Source organism: Achromobacter sp. SIMBA_011 (assembly GCF_046535435.1).
Lineage (GTDB): Bacteria > Pseudomonadota > Gammaproteobacteria > Burkholderiales > Burkholderiaceae_B > Achromobacter > Achromobacter dolens.
The window spans coordinates 265,331-283,774 of the sequence record NZ_JAWRWN010000002.1 but is presented as its reverse complement, the minus strand read 5'-3'; the positions used below and the strand labels follow the sequence as shown (position 1 = coordinate 283,774).

At 72.0% G+C, this 18,444-nt stretch carries 9 protein-coding genes; 1 reads left to right on the top strand and 8 read right to left on the bottom strand.

What is annotated here, in order from left to right:
* Positions 1 to 134: 134 nt before the first annotated feature.
* The 4 genes from SB816_RS08480 to SB816_RS08465 all read right to left on the bottom strand — a co-directional run bounded on the left by SB816_RS08480 (position 135) and on the right by SB816_RS08465 (position 15,224).
* Entirely contained in the window at positions 135 to 12,827 is a 12,693-nt protein-coding gene (locus tag SB816_RS08480; RefSeq protein ID WP_410546801.1) for a filamentous haemagglutinin family protein, read from the bottom strand.
* 183 nt (positions 12,828 to 13,010) lie between these two features.
* Positions 13,011 to 13,976 carry a FecR family protein gene (locus SB816_RS08475; protein ID WP_410546800.1) on the bottom strand — a complete coding sequence of 322 codons (966 nt, stop codon included), beginning with the start codon at positions 13,974 to 13,976 and terminating at the stop codon, positions 13,011 to 13,013.
* 4 nt (positions 13,977 to 13,980) lie between these two features.
* Complete coding sequence (locus tag SB816_RS08470) at positions 13,981 to 14,517, bottom strand: RNA polymerase sigma factor (protein WP_231133029.1); 537 nt, start codon at positions 14,515 to 14,517, stop codon at positions 13,981 to 13,983.
* A gap of 11 nt (positions 14,518 to 14,528) precedes the next feature.
* Positions 14,529 to 15,224: a secretin and TonB N-terminal domain-containing protein gene (locus SB816_RS08465; protein ID WP_116791818.1), complete on the bottom strand. Its 696-nt coding sequence runs from the start codon at positions 15,222 to 15,224 to the stop codon at positions 14,529 to 14,531.
* A 226-nt stretch (positions 15,225 to 15,450) separates the two neighbouring features.
* Between SB816_RS08465 and SB816_RS08460 the strand changes: the two genes are divergently transcribed.
* Positions 15,451 to 15,846, top strand: a complete 396-nt coding sequence (locus SB816_RS08460; protein ID WP_410546799.1) for a hypothetical protein — start codon at positions 15,451 to 15,453, stop codon at positions 15,844 to 15,846.
* A gap of 85 nt (positions 15,847 to 15,931) precedes the next feature.
* Here the strand turns inward: SB816_RS08460 and SB816_RS08455 are convergent, their stop codons facing one another.
* The 4 genes from SB816_RS08455 to SB816_RS08440 form a co-directional block, all read right to left on the bottom strand.
* The gene (locus SB816_RS08455) at positions 15,932 to 16,297 is read right to left on the bottom strand and encodes a cupin domain-containing protein (protein WP_054417395.1); all 366 of its coding nucleotides are present in this window, start codon (positions 16,295 to 16,297) and stop codon (positions 15,932 to 15,934) included.
* 16 nt (positions 16,298 to 16,313) lie between these two features.
* Positions 16,314 to 16,868 (bottom strand): helix-turn-helix domain-containing protein, encoded by a 555-nt coding sequence (locus SB816_RS08450; protein WP_054417394.1) that lies wholly within the window; start codon positions 16,866 to 16,868, stop codon positions 16,314 to 16,316.
* A gap of 144 nt (positions 16,869 to 17,012) precedes the next feature.
* Positions 17,013 to 17,795 carry an aldolase gene (locus SB816_RS08445; RefSeq protein ID WP_054502931.1) on the bottom strand — a complete coding sequence of 261 codons (783 nt, stop codon included), beginning with the start codon at positions 17,793 to 17,795 and terminating at the stop codon, positions 17,013 to 17,015.
* Between the two features lie 13 nt (positions 17,796 to 17,808).
* On the bottom strand, positions 17,809 to 18,444 hold the full coding sequence (locus SB816_RS08440; RefSeq protein WP_054449419.1) for a glutathione S-transferase family protein: 636 nt from the start codon (positions 18,442 to 18,444) through the stop codon (positions 17,809 to 17,811).

The window sequence follows — 18,444 nt, the reverse complement described above, 5'->3', positions numbered from 1 at the left end:
GGGCCGGGGAGAAGCCGCGCGGAAAAGCATCAGGGCCCGGTTTTCGCCGGGCCCTGAGCCGCTTTTCACGCGCCATCTTCATGACGATGGCGTGACTGGCAGCCGGCTTTTTGCCGACCGCCCGCCCCCCGGCGTCAACCGCCGCTATCCACGCCCTGCACCTGCACCACGCCGTCGGGACGGTAGGACGGCGTGGCCGCGCGCGGTTGCGGCGCGGCGCCGGCGCCGGCCAGCGGTTCCTCGCCATAGCCCAGGATCTGCACGCTGATGACGGACGGCTGGTTTTGCCGCGCCTGCTGGCGGGCGCGCTGCGCCGAGTCCTCGGCCGCGCCGGACGCGGCCGAGGACGCCGCGCTGGCCGAGGCCAGCGCGCCGGTGTTGACCACCGCCGTCACCGGAATGCCCTTGCTGTCGCCCTGCACCTGGATGTTGGCCGCGTTGACCACATGCAGCGCCGCGACGTTGACGTTGCCCGACACGCGGATGCCGGCCTCGCCCGCGTCGATGGTGCCCAGCGGCGCGATCAGGTCGACGTCGCCGGCCGGCACCTCGGCGATCGGCGCCAACGTGGCGATGCCGGCGCCGGTCGACGGCGCCGTGGGCGCCAGGGTGACGTTGCCCAGGGCGTCGTAGACGCGCTTGGGCGGCGTGTAGAGCACGGTGGTCTTGGCGCCGCGGCCGGCGTTGATGTCGCCCTCGGCCGACCAGGCCTGGATGTGGCCGCCGAAGGTGGTCATGATGCGGCTCTGGCCCAGCAGCACGCTGCCCAGCGCATAGAGCTGGATGTCGCCCTGGCCCTGCGTCACCACGCCCGCCGTCGCCGGCGGCGCCGCGCCTTCGATGCCCAGCACCTGCTGGCCGCCCGGCGTCAGCACCTGGATGTTGCCGCCGAACTGCGTGCGCAGGCCGGCGCCGCCATACATGGTGAAGTCGCCCTGGTACAGGCGCTGCGCGCCTTCGGCGTCGGTCTGCGGGAACAGCGCCGCGATGGCGCGGCGGCCGCGCAGGTAGCTGCCGGTGCGCGGGCCGCCCTGCTCGTTGTACTCGCGGCCGCCCTTGCGCAATTCGGCGAAGTACAACTGGCGCGCGTAGAGGCCCTGCTGCGCGGGCGCCAGCGCGTCCAGCGCGGCGCGCGCGCCGTCCTCGCCGCCGGCGTAGCCATGATGCAGGCGCAGCCAGTTGACCAGGTGCAGCTCGCTTTCCTGGCGATAGTCCTGCATCAGGTCGCGGCGCTTGCGCGCCGGATCGGCCGCCGCCTCGGCATCCAGCATGCCCTGGCGGCGCGCCAGTTCGGCCGCCGCGCCCGACTCGTCGCCCTGGTAGCCGTACGCCTGGCGCAGCCAGCCGGCCAGCGACAGCTCGCCGGCATAGGACTGCGCCACGCGATCGGGATAGGCCCCCAGGGTCTGGCCCGCGGCCAGCGCGCGTGCCGGATCCAGGTAGCGCGCCAGCAGGCCGGCGTAGTCCGGGCCCTGCGGCCCGACGCCCGCCAGCACCGCGATATCGGCGCCGGGACGCGCATCGCCGCGCACGACGGCGCCCAGGCTGACCACGCTGGCCACATCGTCCTGGCGGATGTTGCGGCCGGCCTGCACCAGCAGCGCGCCAGGACCGGCCACCTTCAGGTCGGCCCGCACGATGTCGCGCCCGGCGCTCACCTGCGACAGGTCGTTGGCATTGCTGTGCAGGCCCAGGGCGCTCATCCCGAGGATGTCGCGCCCCGCCCGCACCGAGACCGGCAGCGCGGCCTCGTACCAGGTCAGCACGGTACGCGGCCGCCCCTGCAAGGTATCCGTCATGATCCGCGTCTCGGCGCCGGCGCGCAGGCCGACGATATCGCCATCCACGGCATGGAAGCGCGCCACTGCCATTCCGCCTTCGCGCGGCGACGCATCCAATGGCGTATTGGGACCGAACGTGAAAAGCGGCTTGGGCGAGTTCTGCCAGACCTTGTTGCCCTCGACCGAGACATTGAAGATGGTCTGGTCGTTGTTCTCGCCCGCATTGATGGCCATGAAGCCGGGACGCCACGGTGTCGGCAGTGGCGTATCCGTGCCCGACATCGACACCGCATGCGCGCCCGCGGCGAAGATCGAGCCGCCGGCCAGCATCGACAATTCACCGCTGGACGACGGCGCCAGCAATAGCACGTGATTGACGTTTTCCGCCTCGCGCGTGGTGGCGGCCAGGATGATATTGCCGCCGGCCGCCGTCACGCCCAGCTTGGACGGATAGAGGTAGTTCACCTGCCGCTGCGCGCCGACGCGGGTCGTGTCATCGGTCAGCAGGTCGGTGCCCGGCTTGAAGGTATTGTTGGTGGTCAGCGGCGTCAGGTTGCCGCCCGCCGAGAACAGGTCGATGGCCGTGGCCGGCGTCCACAACGTGAACCAGCTTTCGGCGCCGCCGCCCTTGGACAGGCTGCCCTGGGTGTAGGGGCTGGTGTTGATCTGGCGCACGCGGCCGGGGTCCGGCGCGTCGGCCAGCACCAGGTCGCCACGAGTATCCAGCGAGGCCACCGCATCGCCCAGCAGCAGGCGCGGCCCGCCCATGGGCTTGCCGCCGCCCACCGCGGACATATCGGGCGCGCGTAGCTGAGCGCCGTCGCCATAGAACAGCGAGATGCCGCCGACGCGGCCCGCCGTCAGCGCCAGTTGCCCGCGCAGATTGACCAGCAGCCCGTTCAGATCGACATCCTCGAAGTTGCCGGCATGGCCGGTGCCGGTGCCAGCGCTGCCGTCGGTCTGCTGCATCGCGCGCAGATTGGGGTTGTACGCGCCGCCGATGCGCAGATCCATGTCGCCGCCGCCGGTCAACACCAGGTCGCCGTCGACCACCCGGCCGGTGCCGGCCACCACAGCCACCAGGGCCTGCGAACGGCCGGATGCCAGATTGTTGTTGAGCAGCGCGTCGCCGCGCGCATCGCGCACGCCGGCATCGCGTCCGGCGCTGATGCTGAGATTGCCGCCGCCCAGGGTGCCGAAGCCGGTGAAACCCACGACCCGCGGCTGCTGGCTGTTGGTCGAGGCATTGGCCGCGTACGTGCCGAAATTGATCCACCAGCTCGACGCGATGTCGTTCACGCCCGGCATGCCCACGCTGCCCTGGCGCCACAGCCAGTTGCTGAGCGCGGCGCTGGGGTATTTGGTGTATTCGACATCCTGAGTGCCATAGCGCTGGGCGTTCATGGAATTCGCGCTCCATGCATCGCCGTAGATGTCACGCCCCGCCGCCACGGTCAGGTTGCCGCCCTGGTCCGGGTACCAGGCGCGATAGGCGGCCAGCGCCGCGTCGTACTTGCCGTCGTGCTGGATGGTGCCCAGCACGGCGTCATCGTCGGTGGTGCCGCGCGGCAGGTTGAAGCGCGCGTCCAGCGGCGCCCCCAGCGACGAGGGCGCGCCGGCCGTGTACACGCCGTAGACCGACGCCATGCCGACATCGCGCCCGGCCAGCAGCGACAGGTCGCCGGTGCCGGTGCGCAGCACGCTGAACAGCGGCGCGCGGTCGCCGTAGCGGTAGTCGCGCTTCACCGTGGTCTCGGTGCGGCCGCCGCCTGCGCAATAGCTGACGTCGAAGCACACCTCGTTCTCATCCATGAACCATTCCTGCGCCAGCTTCCTGACCGAATAGCCGACGTAGGCCGGGTCGCCGAAGTACAGCAGCGCCCCCTCCAGCGTCAGCGTGCGCGAAGCCGCCTCGCAGTAGCCCGTGCCGTTGCAGAAGTCGTCCTCGCTCATGAAGAAGCTTTCGGCAATGGGCTTGGGCGAGGTTCCCAGCAGGGACTGGTCCAATCCCAACTCGTCGATGGCGGTCTGTGTCAGCCCCCGGTCGCCGATGAATACGCTGGTGATGGTCTTGGTGCCAAAGCCCAGCCGGCCGTAATGCGTGTCGGCCAGGATGATGTCGCCCTGCCCGTCCGGCCGGCGCGCCGCCATGTCGGCCGCCGTCAGGTCCGCGCCCGCCACCGCCATCAGGCTCCAGGCGCTGGCGCCTTCGCCCAGCATCGGCGCCAGCGCCCAGTTGCGGCCCTGGCGGCCATCCGGCCCGACCGGCCGCAGGTTGATGGGTTGATGGCCCGGCAGTTCGATGAAAGTCTGCGACGGGATCAGCGAGCCGCGCGCCAGGTCCAGGCGCGCGCTGGCCTTGAGCGCCGCCGGCAGGGGCACGCCCTTGGGCCAGGTGAAGGCCTGCAGCGCCGCTTCGTTGCGCAGCGTGAAGCCCGCGCCCAGGCGGGCGCCCGCGCCCAGCGCCAGCGCCTCCTGCAGCACCGTGCCGGCGCGCAGCACGCGGCCGTCGGCCAGCGTCAGGTCGCCGGTCAGCACCAGGCCGGCGGGCAGCGCCAGCGGGCCGTTCAGCGTCGCCGCCATCGGCAGCACGGTGCCGGCCGGCAGCGTGGCGGCCTGCGCCGGCAGGTCGTAGTTCAGCGCCCGGCCGGCCGGGAAGATGGTGCCGGTTTCCAGTTGGACGCCATCGATGGGCACCACCAGATCCTCGCCGAACGGCGTCTGGCCATTGTCCAGGAAACGCCCTTCGACCAGCTTCCAGCCGCTGTCGTCGATGGTCTCGGGCGGCGGCGCGAACCCGTCGTTGATGCTGCCGTGGATGGCCAGGTCGCCGCCGGCGCGCAGCACCAGCTTGCCGGGCTCGCCGTAGCCGCGCAGCGCGGCCACCGCGCGGTTGGCGTTGGGGCCGTAGCGGTAGTTCGACAGGTCGATGTCGCCCGACACCGTCAGGTTGCCATCGGGCGTGGCGCTGACGATCTCGACGCCGGGCCGCAGGTGATACGGGCCCAGCGCCGCCAGCCGGGCGGTCAGCGCGCCATTGCCGAGCGCGGCGTTCATGTAGGCCACGCTCTCGCCATCGATGCCGTCCAGGTAGGCCTGCGTGATCAGTTGCGGCGTCTTGCCGCTGACGTCGGGCCTGGGCGCCAGCGGCGCGTCATCGTAGCGGCGGAAGGCGTTCACGGCGACGGTCTTGGCGCCCAGGATCTGCGGCGTGCCCGTGATGCGGATGGCCACGTCATTGGCGCCATCGCCCGATCCGGCAATCGCGCCGCGTTCCGCGCCGCCGCCCAGGCGGCGCGCATTCAGGTCGAGCGTGCCGAGTTGGCGGCCGCCCAGGCGGCTCGGGTCGTCGGAGCCGGCGCGCAGGTCGAAGCGCGCGCCGGCGTCCAGCGCCAGCGTGCCGTCGCGCGAGGTCAGTTCGATGATGGCGCGGTTGGCGGCGTCGATGACCTTGCCATAGCTGTCCAGGCGCAGGCGTTCGCCATGCGTGTCCAGCAGGCCGTTGATGCGCAGGTCGTCGCGCGCCGCCAGGCGGATGCTGCCGACCTGCCGCCCGCTGGCGTCGATGCGTCCATTGACCGTCAGGCTGCCGCCGTCGACGCTGATTTCGACCACGCGCGCGCGCACCTCGTCGCCCACCACCAGGTCGCCCTGCTTGACCTGAAAGCGGCGGGCGCCGGTGACGCCGCCCTGATTCAGACGTTGATTCAGGCCAGCGAAATCCGCCAGCGTCTGCGCGCGCAGGGTGATCTCGGCGCCGTCATAGGGTACGCGCGTGCCGCCGGCATCGCGCTCGCCGCTGGCCCCGCCCAGCACGGCGCCGTCCAGCGCCACGCGGCCGCCCGCCGCGCCCAGCGCCACGGCCTGCATGCGGCCGCCGCGCTGGTTGCGCGCCGACAGGTCGATGACCGAGCCGGCGGCCTGGACGATGTTGCCGGCCACGCTGTTCAGTTCGAGGTCGCCGCCCCAGCTATAGCGCACCGCGTCGTAGGCCGTGAAAGCGCGGCCCGACAGGTCGATGCGCGCGCCGCCCGCCAGCGTGATGTCCTCGTCGGCCTTGACGCTCAGCTTGCCCGACGGCAGCGCCACGGTCGAATCGAGCGTCACGCGCCGCGCCTTCAGGTCGAGCGTGGCGCCCAGCACATCGCGGGCCGGCGCCACGGCGCCGGTGCCCGTCAGCGCCAGCGTGCCGCCGGCGCGCAACGCCAGCGTCGCGCCCGCCTCGCCTGTCAACAGCGGCGTGCGCAGCGTCAGATCGCCGCCCTGGTAGCGCCAGCCTTCGCCCGTCACGTAGCCGTTCTGCTTGTGGTAGACCTGCAGGTTGCCGGTCGACCCGCCCGTGATCATCCGGGCCGCCTCCAGGTTGACCGCGGCAAAGCCCAGCGCCAGGCGGTTGGCCGGCACCAGCGAGGCCGGCAGGGTGTAGGGCGAATAGTCGAAGCGGATGACGTCGGCCGCGATGGTCAGGCTGCCGTCGCCCAGGCGGTCCAGCACCGCGCCGCCCGGCGCGGCGGGCGTGTCGTAGCCCAGCGGCACATTGCCGGCCGGCGTGGCCTGGACGGAACCCGCCCAGACGACTTCCGGCGCGCTGATGCGCGCCGTGTCGCCGGCCGCGCCGTAGCCATACACGGCCGGCGCGCCCAGCACCAGCCGCCGCAAGGCGGAGGGTCCGGCCGCGGCGCGCGTGTCCAGCGTCACCGCGCCATAGACGTTGATGGACTCTCCCGCATTGAGGATCAGGCTTTCCAGCGCGGGCGCGCCCAGCGCCGTATTGCCGCGCAGCAGCCGCGCCAGGGCATCCTGGTCCAGCGCCAGGCCGGGCGGCAGTTGTCCTGCCGCCGCAGCCTGGGCCAGCGCCTGCGGCGAACCCAGGTTCAGGCCGGACACGCTCAGCATCAGGTTGCGCGTGCCGTACTCGACGTTGTCGCGCAAGGTGAAGGCGCCGTTGGTGGCCGCGCCAATCGTGCCTTCCGACACCAGGCGCGTGGTTCCGGCGCAGACGCCCGCGCAGGCGCCGATGTCGATGGCCACGCGGCCATCCTGCGCCGGGGGCCGCAGGTTGACCTGCCCATTGGACAGGACCAGCGCGCCGTTGGACTGGAGCGAGTAGTAATAGCCGCCACGCGCGTCCTGCGGCGCCGCACCCAGCCCGACGGTGGACAGGACGGCCCCCTGCTCAACGGTGATATTGCCGTTGGAGGGCGCCAGCAGCACGAGCTCCGGCGCGTACAGGCGGGCGCCGCCCCGCACCAGCACGCGCTGGGAGTCGCCGCCCAGGCTGATCGCGCCGAGCGAATCGGCTTGGGTGGAGGCGCCTATCACGCCGCCCAGCACCATGCGGGCCGGACGCAAGGCATTGAGCGCGTCGGCCGAGACCGCCACGCCAGGGCCGGCCAGGGCCGGCGCCTGCCCCGGGCCCAGGATTTCCAGGCCGCCGCCGCGCACGTCCACGGCCAGCGTGCCGCCCGCGCCGCTGCTGCCCGGCGCCGCGGCGAAGCGCGCCTCGCCGCCGAACGCCAGGGCCGGCGTGCCCTCGCGGCCCGCCCCCGGCGTCAGCTTCAGGCGCAGCATGCCCGCGTCAGCCGGCAGCATCGGCAACGGCGTGCCGGTGCGGGCCGCGTTCGCCACCAGGAAAGCGTTGTACGAGGTCTCGTTGTATTGCGCATGGCGGCGCACCACGGCGCCCGGCGTCACCAGCAGTTGGCTGGCGGGCACCGCGCCCGGATCGACGCCCGGCGCCGTCATGCGGCCCGTGGTCACCCAGGAACCGCCACGGGTCGGCGCGGCCCGCGCCGCGTCGAACACACCCGGCGCGCCGGCCTCGACGCGGAACGCGCCCGGCAGCATGGCGAAATTGGCGGGCAACAGCGTGTAGGTGCCGGGCGGCAACCCCGGCACGCCGGCGCCGATGGTGACGCGCTGGCCGTACGCGGGCATGGCGGCGTCCTTGGTGGCCGGCGCATAGTCGCCGCCGAAGCCGGGCACGATGGCATAGACGGCGCTGCCGGACTTGCTGAAACCGAAGCCGGGATTGGCGTCGGCCATGGCGTACTTGAGCACGTCCACCGAACCGCCGCGTCCGCGCACGAACGCGGCGCCGGTCAGTTCGCCGCCGCCGGACAGGTCCAGCAGCGAGCCGGCGTCGGCCGCGATGGACTTCATGTTGATCTGGATCATGCGGGACGGCGCGCCGTTCAGGTCATTGCCGCCCACGCCCGCGACCCGGATCTCCTGTCCGCCGTACAGGTACTTGATGCCGTCGGTGGTGCCGCCATAGGGCATTACCAGCCCCTGGCCGCTGATCGAGGTTACGCTGCCGGCCAGGAAACGCACGCTGGACGGCGCGCCCTCGGGCCCCATGAAGACAATCGAGCCGAGCGGCGCGCGCACCACGCCGCCCTGGACGATATTGGGCCCCGACAACGTCACCGAACCGAAGGCGGAATACGGCACCTCGGGCATTGCATCCGTGGCGCGCCGGATGGTCAGCACCGCCTCCGGATTCTTCAGCGCATTGCCGCCCCCTTGCCCGTAGTATTCGCCCGCCGCAATCCCGCCGCCGCTGCCGGTGGCGGGATAGATCTGGGCCGCGGTGATGGTCAGGCGGTTGGGCGCGGCCAGCAACGTGTTGCCATTGAAGTCCTGGCCCACGGACACGCCCGTCAGGCGCAGGTCGCCGGCCAGGTTGACCTGGACGTCATCGAAGCTGCGCAAGTCGCGCATGCCGCGCAGATCCATCATGCCGGCGTCCAGCACCAGGCGATGCCCGCGCTTGAGCCAGTCCGGCGCCACCATGCCGACCTGCACCACGCTGTCGGATCCCAGCGGCGGCGCATAGGCCGCGTGATTCAGGAACAGGTAGGGGGCCGACAGGGCCACCACGCTGCCCTCGGGCGCGCTCTGGCTCAACATCAGCGGACCCGACAGGCGCAGGCTCTGGGGCATGGCCAGCGTCAGGCCGCTGTCGGCCCTTACCGACGCGAACAACGCCAGGTTGCCGAAGCCGCCGGCCTGGACCTGGTCCACGCCCAGGCCGCCGGCGCCATAGCGCAGGTCGGCGCCAGACTCGCCCGGACGCAGGCCGGCGGGCAGCAGCGAGGCCCCCTTCTGCCGCGACAGCGTCAGGACGCGCGGCGTCAACACCGCGGCCTCGGCCAGGTTCCTCTGGTAGAAGGCCGGCGCCAGCGCCACGCCCAGCGTTCCGCCCACCGCGCCCGGCCCGCCCGCCATGGCGCGCAGGTCGCCGTCCAGGTACAGGCTGTTGGCCGACGCCAGCACGATGCTGCCGCCGTTGTAGGCCAGCAGCGTGGCGCCGCGCCCGGGCAGGTCCACCAGCGCCTGCGCGCCCGACGCGTCCAGCAGCGAGCCGGGGCGCAGGATCAGGTGCCGGTCCATCGGCCGGCGCGGGGCGTAGGCATCGGCCTCCCAGTCCAGCGCGCCGCCGATCTCGATGCTGCCGCCCGCGCGCGCCACGCCATAGCGGCGGCCGTCGGTGGCCAGCGCGACGTGGCTGTCGCCCGCCACGTCCAGCACGCCTTTCTCGCCGATCCACACCGAGCGGCCGTTGGCCTTGGGCGTGTAGTTCTGCTGCGAGTCCACCCGAGTGTCCAGGATAGCGATCAGGCCGCCGGGCGCCACCAGGCGGCCCAGCACCGTGATCTGGTCGCCGCCGGCAAGGCGGATCGACTGGCCCGGATCCACCGCCACCCGCGCGCCCGCGCCGATCTCCAGCACGCCGCCAAGGGCGTCGCGGTCCGAGCGCAGCGCCAGGCTGGCGCCGCCACGCTGGGTCAGCCTGCCGCGCTTGGGATCTTCCGTGTACAGCGGCGGGGTCCACAGCAACAGGGCCTCGGCCGGATCGGTGCCCGTGAGCGGCAGCGCGCCGCCTTCCCGGCGCATGCGCCATACCGGCATGGCGACGGCGATATCCGCGCCATCGGCGACCCGCAGGCCGCCATGGCCGTTGAGGTCATAGCTGGCAAAGCCGGCCTGGAACAAGGACGGATCCAGCCGCACCGCATCGGCCGCCTGGCCATCGGCGGGGCCGCCCAGCACGAGGGCGCCGCCGCTGGCCAGGCTGAACGCGCCGCCGCCGCTCACGCCGTAACCCCGCACCGCGCCGGCCAGCGCCACCTTGCCGCCGGAGGCCGGCTGCGTGCTGACGGCGTTGGCTTCCAGCGTCACGCTGCCGCCGCGCCCGCCCTGCAACGCGCCACTGGTCAGCAGCGCCGCGCCCGACGACACATCGATCAGGCTGCCCGCCGCCAGCGCCACGTCGCCCGTGCCGCGCAGCGACACGCGGCCGCCGTCGATGACGGCCAGGCCGCGCTGCGCGGCCGGATCCTCCTTCAGGTTGCTCCACACGCCGCGCGCATCCAGCACGACGCCGCCGGCCACGCGCAGCGCGGCCTTGGCATTATTGGTCGGCAGCAGCGAAACTTCTTCGAGCCGGCCGGCCGTGCCCGGCTGGCGCAGCGTGTTGCCCGCCTGGATCAGGCCGCCGCGGCTGACCAGATCCGCATTGATGTCGACAGTGGGCGCGTAGAGCGTGATCTCGCCGCCGTCGGCGCTGCGCAAGCCGGCGTCCACGCGCACGGCCCGGGTCGCCGCCAGACGGATGGCGCCCAGGCTGAACCCGTTCAGGTGGTCGGCGTCCAGGAACACCTTGCCCTTCATCTCGGCGGGCAGCGCATCGGCCAGTTCGAGGCCCGCGGAGCGGCCCGCCAGATCCCGGCCCACCACCACCTCGGCGGCCGCGCCGCCGGCGCCGAGCTGGTAGCGCAGGAAGTTGCCGGCGTTGTCGTAATAGGGCTTGTAGGTGCCCACCACGAACTGCGCCGCGCGCGCCGCGTTGCGGTGCGACTGGCTGTAGCCGTCCTGGCCGGCCACCGGCGCGCGCGTCTGGCGGTCGCCCTGGTAAGTGTCGCTGATGACGTCGCCATCGAGCAGCGCGTTGCGGGTCGAGACCACCAGCGCGCCGGCGTCGCGGCCCACGGTGTAGCCCGATTCGTAGCGCGTCGGCGGCGCGATCAGCGGGTTGTAGAAGCGCCGCGTGGCGTTCTCGCCCCAGCGCCGCGACACCGCCTCGTAGCCCCGGTACAGGCCGCTGTAGAGCAGATCGCCCGGCGCGCGGTCGGCCAGGTACAGGCGGCCGTCCTCGCCGCGCAGCCAGCTCTGGCGGATCTCGCCGCTCTGCACGTCGAGCGTGCCGCCCGACAGGTTGATGGCCGAGCCGGCCTGCGTCACCACCTCGGCGCCATCGAAGCGCACCACGCCGCCCTGCGCCAGCCAGTGGCTCACCGGCACGCCCAGCGTGCCCAGGTAGCCGCCCACTTCCAGCAGCCCGCCGGCCGTGTACCAGCGGTCGGCATCGTTGCCGCCGCTGCCCGCCGCCAGGCGCACCAGGTCGCGGCGATCGAGCCACACCTCGCTGTTGTTCAGCAGCTTGCTGTCGCGGTTGATCGGGGCGTCGCGCTGTTCGTTGCCCTGCAGGTTGATCTTGAGGTTGTTGGACTCCATCGACACGATCACGCCGACCGCGCCGCCCACGTCGATGCGCGCGCCGTCGCGCACCAGCGCGCGGCCATCGGCCTTGACCGCCACCTGCCCGCCGGTGGCCAGCGACAGCGAACCGCCCTGGAAGTCCACCGTGCCCTGGCTGCTGATGCGCAGCAGCGACAGGTCGCGGCGGAATTCGTCGCCGGGGATCAGCGCGGTGTTGCCGCCCACGGCCGGCTGCAGCAGGCTCGCGCGCTGGCCGTCCAGCGCGGTTGTCAGGCTGGCGTCCACCAGGATGGCGCTGACCGCGCCATCGGCCAGCGTCACCGCCGCGCCGTTGCCGCGCGCGTCCAGATGAATGGAGCCGCGCGCATCCACCGAGGTGGTCGACACCAGCACGCCGGCCTGCTCCACGCGCTGCGCGGTCAGGGTCACATCGCCCTGCGGCGCCTGGATCAGCCCGGTGTTGCGCACCAGGCCGGCGCCGGCCGCCTGCGCCTCGTTGCCGCGCGTGGTGGAGGCGATGTTGCTGTCCGAGCCCTGGCCGCGGCGGATGATGAAGCTGTCGCCGGCCGCCAGCAGCGCCTGGCCCTGCGGCGTGCTGATCTCGCCGGCGTTGCGGACTTCCTTGCCGGCCAGCAGCACGTAGCCGCCGCCGCGCGTGGCGCTGCCGGGCGTGGCCGTGGCCAGGCGCGCGCCGGCCTGCACCTCGATCTTGCCGAGCGCGTCCTTGAAAGTGGGAATGGTGCCGTCGGCGTCGGCGTAGATGCCGCGCTCGCGGAACTGCGCGTCGCTCATTGTGGCGGCGGCCACCACCAGGTTGCGCGCGTTGACCTGGCTGGTGCCGCTGAAGATCACGCCGTTCTGGTTCACCACCAACACCGTGCCGTCGGCCTGGATCGCACCCTGGATCTGGCTGGGCCGCGCCGATGCGCCCACCACCCGGTTCAGCACCGCGTCGTCGGCCTTCTGCTGGAACCGCAGCGTGGTGTTGCGGCCCACGTTGAAGGTGTCCCAGTTCAGGATGGCGCGCGATTGGGTCTGCTCGATGGTCACCAACTGGCGCCCGCCCTCGGTGCCGGTGCGCGGCTTGTTGGCGCCCTCCCATTTGGCCTGCGCGCCCTCGGCGATCCACAGGCCGCCCGGCGCGAGCCCGTCCGGCACGGCCGAGCCATTGGCCGCCGCGGCAGCGCGCGCCGCCGCCTGCGCCGCCTGCTGCGCGGCCACCGCCGCCGCCGTGCGATTCAGGTTGTCCAGCGAACGCTGCAACTGCTGGCGCGATTGCGCCTGCTGGCGGGCGCTGTTGCCGATGCCAGCCAGACTGCCGTCGGGCATGCGGCCGGTGCGCTGCGCGGTCGATTGCACCGCGCCCTTGTCGGCGAACCAACCCGGACTGAAGGCGCGCGGCTGGGCCTGCGCCGCCCCGCCCCAACCGCCCGCCACCAGCAGCACCGCCAGTGCCTGCGTCACCGGCGTCAGGCGCCAGGCGGGACGGCGCGAACGCCGCGGGGATCGGCAGGGGACAAGGGTGTGACGACGGCTGGGCATGACGGCTTTTCCTTCGTGGAATCGGATCTGGCATCTGCAGCGCCGGGACCGGTGCGCCTGGAAGAAGGCGACGCGGGCCGGGCGATTCTGCGCATGGGTGCCTAGACCGCTTAAAGCGTCATCGACTGCGCCTTTTCATAAAAAATTCATATTTCACGTTTGGGACAACGCGCGCCACGGCGCTCAGCTCAGCAGCACGATGCCGCCGGGCAGCGACGTAACCTGGGCGCCATACACGTCGCGAATCAGCAGCGCGGCGTCGGCCAACTGGTCCAGCGAGAAGCGCGCCTGCACCAGGCTGCCCGCCAGCCGGTCGCCCACCAGCACGATGCGGCCGGGGCGATAGCGGTTGATCTCGTCGACCACCTGCGCCAGGGGCACATTGTTGAATTCCAGCACGCCCCGGCGCCACGCCGTGACCGCGTCCAGGTCCACCCGCCGCGGTCTGCTGGCGCCGCCCGGGCCCAACACGACCTGCTGCGCGGCGGCCAGTTCCAATGACTCCTGCCGCGACGTGACGCGGGCGCTGCCCTCCAGGCAGGTCACCCGCACCTGGCCGTCGGTATAGCGCACGTTGACGCATCCCGACGAGGCGTCGATCCGACCCGCGCCCGCCGTCAGGCTGACAGGCTGGCCGGCCGTCGCCAGCTCGACCTCGCCGGCCAGCAGGTCGATCTGCGGCGCCAGGCCGCTGCGCGACAGGTTGATGCGGGTCTGCGTATTCAACTGCACGCTGGCGTCGCCGGCCAGCGCCACGCGGCGCTGCTCGCCGGTGCCGCTGCGCACATCGGCGGTCAGCTCGTCAACGGCGGGCCACAAGCCCAATGGCGGCTTGAATGCCAGCCAGGCGCCGCAGGCCGCCACCGCGCCGCCCAGGAAGGCGCGACGCGCCGGCCGCGCGCTGCGGGCGCGGCGTACCAGCGCGGCGTGGGCCTGGCGCGCCGCCGGCGCCAATTGCTGCCAGGCGCTACGCGTTTCCTTGAAGATGCGCGCGTGCTCGGCGCTCTGCCCGCACCAGCGGCGAAAGGCTTCGCCATCGGCCACGCTGGCCTGGCCCGAGTCCAGCCGCACGACCCACGCCTGGGCCTCGCGCTTGAGCGCGGCCGCGGGGTCGCCACCAAGGCGGGAGCGTCTGAACAGGGTCGTCATATAGCTAAGACGTTTCGCGGGCCTGGGGACCGTAGCGCTGGACATACTTTTTTTCCAATTTCCCGCAACAGTGCTCCAGCCCCGCGCGCAATTCCTTTTCCACGGTCCGCACCGAAATGCCGAAACGCTCGGCGATCTCGCGGTGCGGCACCTCATCGACCCGCGCCGCGATCACGATCGCCTGGCGCCGCCGTGGCAACTCGGCCAGCGCCGCCTCCAGCGCCTCGATCTGCTGGCGCCCCTCCGCCACCTGCGCCGGGCCCGCCGCCTCGTCGGCCATGTCGTACAGTTCCTCGATCTCGGCCATCGACAGGATGCGGGCATTGGCGCGGCGCTGGTCCTCGGCGACGTTCGCGGCGATCTTGAACAGATAGGCGGCCGGATACTCCACCGGCGCGCTCTCGGCCAGGCTGTCGACCCGCAGCCAGGCTTCCTGCATGGCGTCGTTGGCCAGGTCTTCCGACCCCAGCCGGATGCGCAGGCGCTTGCGGAATTCCTGGTACTTGGACAGGAACAGGTTGCGCAGGGCGTCGCCGGTCATGGACATGCGCGTCAGCCCGCCGCGCCGGCCAGGCGGCAATCGGCATCCGGATCCGGGCGTGGCGCCAGCACGATGGTCACGGGCTGCGGCAGGTCGGCCGGCGGCGGCGTGTCCATGATCAATCCCGACAACACGCCGGCCAGCGCCGCGTCGCGGCGCGCGTCGCCGGTGCCCGACAGCACCCGCGCCTGGCGCACCACGCCATTGCGGCCGATCCACAGTTGCAGCGACGCCCGATAGCGGCCGAACCGCGCGCCGGTCCACTGGCACAGTGCGCGCGTCACGGTGTTCTGCAATATGCCGGCATAGCGCGTCAGCGCGGCCGACGGCGTCGTGGCCGACGCGCGCGGCGCGGGCGCGCTCGCGGGCGCCTCCACCAGCGTAAACGCCGACGCGCTGCTATAGCGGGCCTGCAGTCCGGTGCCCGCCAGCAACAGGCCCAGCGCCTCGCGCGGCGCCAGCCGGCCGCGCACCGCGTTGCCTTGGCGGCCGGCCGTCAGGCGGCTGGTCACCAGCACCGCCATGCCGGTCGCCTGGGTATAGGCGGCCAGGGCGGCATCCAGCGGCTGCGCGGCAATGTCGAACGCGATCGGCGCGCCATCCGCCACGCGCTGCTGCGCCAGCGCTGCCGGCGGCAGCACCGACAGGCCAAAGGCGAACCAGCAGGCGAACGCCCAAGCGGCCCCAGGCGCCTGCGTGACTGTCATAACACCCCGATGTCTCTTAGATGGCGTGGCGACTGCGTGCCGGCGACGGGCCGGACGCAGGGCGGAAGCGGCATGGTAGCGGCGCCGTGTGAAACAGACGTGACACGCGCCCCGCCGCGCGCCCGCCTGCGCAACAAACCCGTCACCCACGCGGAGCGGCGCGTCCCTATACTGGATTCATCGGTGGCGGCCGCGCGCCGCCCGGCCTTTATGCCAAGGAACCCGCATGCGCATCCCGTGCCTCGTTTCGCGCCGCGCCAGCCTGCTGTTGGCGGCGCTGGCAATGGCGCCCCTGCCCGCGGGCGCCCAGACTCCGCCTACGGCCCAGACACCGCCTACGCCCCGGGCCACGCCCGTCGCGCCGCCATCGCCCACCGGCAGGTCCGCCCCGGCCGGCGCCTGCATCGACACCGAGGTCAACGGCTACCGCGCCCTGTCGTATGACTGCCTGAACCAGAAGATGGCGCCCGACGCCGCGCCCAAGCCGCCGCCCGCGCTCGGCTCGGAAGCCATCACGCAACGGCCGCCCAACCAGATGGGCCTGCCCACGCCCGCCACCATCGGCAACCGCATGGGCAACACCTTCGGCACCTCGGCCTACTCGCAGCGGCCGACGCCGTAACGGACGCGCGCCGTCGCGCGGGCTGCCGTCAATCGTTCATGCCCCGGCCCTGTTCGAACCGTGGCGGGCGAGCGTCGCGCCGGTCTCAGGCGGTGCGGCTGATGAAATAGATCTTCTTGACGAACTGGTCCACTTCCCAGCGGCCGGTATAGCCCTCCGGCATCACGAAGGCCTCGCCCACGGTCAGTTCGTGCACGGTGCCGTCCGGATCGACCAGGCGCGCCGCGCCTTCGACGATGTAGCCGAACTCGATGTAGCCGGTGGTGTTGGACTGGAAACTGCCGGCGGTGCTTTCCCAGACGCCGGCCTCGGCGCGGCCGCCATTGCCTTCGAAGGCGGTCACGGTGCGGAATGCCGCGTCGCCTGAAATGGGACGCTTGGGCTTGCCCGGCACCGGGTTCTTCATGGGGCCGGCATCGATGCGGACCAGCCGCGATTGATCATGCTTCACTGCATTTTCCTTGGAATCAATGCGCCGCCACCACCAGCACCTCGGCCGCGCCGCGGCTGACCGTGCGCATGCGATGCGGCAGTTCGGAATCGAAATAGAGGGAATCGCCGGCGTCCAGGCGGAACGCGCGTTCGCCCACCTGGACCTCGATGGCGCCCTTGAGCACCAGCAGGAATTCCTCGCCCGGATGCGGAAAGACCGCGGCGGCGTCGGGAAATTCACGCGGCGGGTGCACGATGAAGGGTTCCATGGCCTTGACCTTGCGGCGCCCGGCCAGCGACTCGTAGTGGTATTCGTTGCCCAGGTCGCGACGTTGCAGCGCTTCGCGATCGGCCACGCGCACCAGGCTGACGACCTCGTCCTGCGCCGCGCCGTCGCCGCCCACCAGTTGCGACACGCCCACGCCATAGGCTTCGGCCAGGCGCAGCACAGTGGAGATCGACGGCTCGCTCAGGCCGCGTTCCAGCTTGGACAGATAGCTTTTGGTCAGGCCCGTGCGCTCGCCCAGTTGTTCCAGGGACAGGGATTGCTGGCGGCGCAGCGCGCGCAGGCGGTGAGGCAGGTCGATCATGGGCGGGAAAATGGCGGACACGACCGATAAGAATGCCCGAAAGCCGCCGTTGCGTCGAGCCGGCCCGCCCGACACGCCCTTGGCCGCGCCCATGCGGCGGGCCCGCGCAGCAAGCCCGGCCGCCCTCGGCGGCCCCGGCAGACGCTAGCCCAGCACGTCCGGGTGCTGGCGCAGCGCCCGCCGCGCGTAATACGAAAAGCCCACCTGCGAGCGCTTGGGCGTCAGGATCCAGTCGTGCGCTTCGCGCCCCAGCGCCGGCGGAATCGGCTGGATCGTGCCGGCCGCCATCGCCAGCAACTGCATGCGGGCGGCGCGCTCGAACTGCAGCGCCAGCACGCAGGCCTCTTCCACCGTGCCCGCGGCCACCAGCATGCCGTGGTGCGACAGCAGGATGGCGCGCTTGTCGCCCAGCGCCGCCGAGATGATCTCGCCTTCCTCGTTGCCCACCGGCACGCCCGGCCAGTCCTTCAGGAAAGCCACGTCGCCATACAGCGGACAGTTGTCCATGTGCGAGACCTCCAGTGGCACCTCCAGCATCGACAGCGAAGCCGCGTGCAGCGGGTGCGTATGGATGATGCAGTTGACGTCCGGCCGCGCCCGGTAGATCCAGGAATGGAAACGGTTGGCCGGATTAGGCATGCCGCCGCCCTCCTGCACCCGCAGGTCCTCGTCCACCAGCAGCAGATTGCCGGCCGTGATCTCGTCGAACCCCAGCCCCAGCCGCTGCGTGTAGTAGCGGTTGGGTTCCGGCGCCCGCGCCGTGATCTGGCCGGCCAGGCCCGAATCGTGCCCGCCGTCGAACAGGATGCGGCAGGTCAGCGCCAGGCGCTCGCGCAGCGTCCAGTCGGGCGTGTCGAACTGGCGCTGCATCTCGGCCTTGGCGCGCGCGATCAGTTCATCCTTGCCCAAGTGCATCGTATCGGCCATCTTTGACTCCTCGCTATGCCGTTTCCAACAACGGCGTAAAGCCCGGCAGGGCGCGCATGCGCGCCAGCCAGGCGTTGATGTGGGTAAAGGCGGACAGGTCGTAGCCGCCCTGCTCCGCCATGCTGGTGTAGGGATAGAGCGCGATGTCGGCGATGGTCGGCGCCTCGCCCACCAGGAAATCGCGGCCCGCCAGATGCGCCTCCATCCAGGCCGCCGCGCGCATGCCGATGCGGCGCCACTCGACCATCGCCGGGTCATCCACCCGCGCCGTGCCGCGCAGGTGGATCAGCAGGCGCGGCTGCGCGAAGGCGTGCATGTGCTGGGTCTGCTCGAAGCTCAGCCAACTGGCCACCTGCGCCTGCGCCAGCCGCCCCTCGGGCAGCCACGGCGTGCCCCGGCCCAGATACCACAGGATCGCCTGAGATTCCGCCAGCCACACGCCTTCGGGCGTGCGCAGCGCCGGCACCTGGCGCCACGGATTGATGCGGCCGAAGGCCTCGGTCTCCAGGTCGCCCTGCACGATGTCGAAGGTGCGGCGCGTCAGTGCCAGCCCCATGTAGCCGCAGGCCAGCCGGATCTTCCAGGCATTGCCCGAACGCAGCGTGTCGGCCAGTTCCAGCGGCTGTCCCGCCAGGGGATGCGTCGTCAT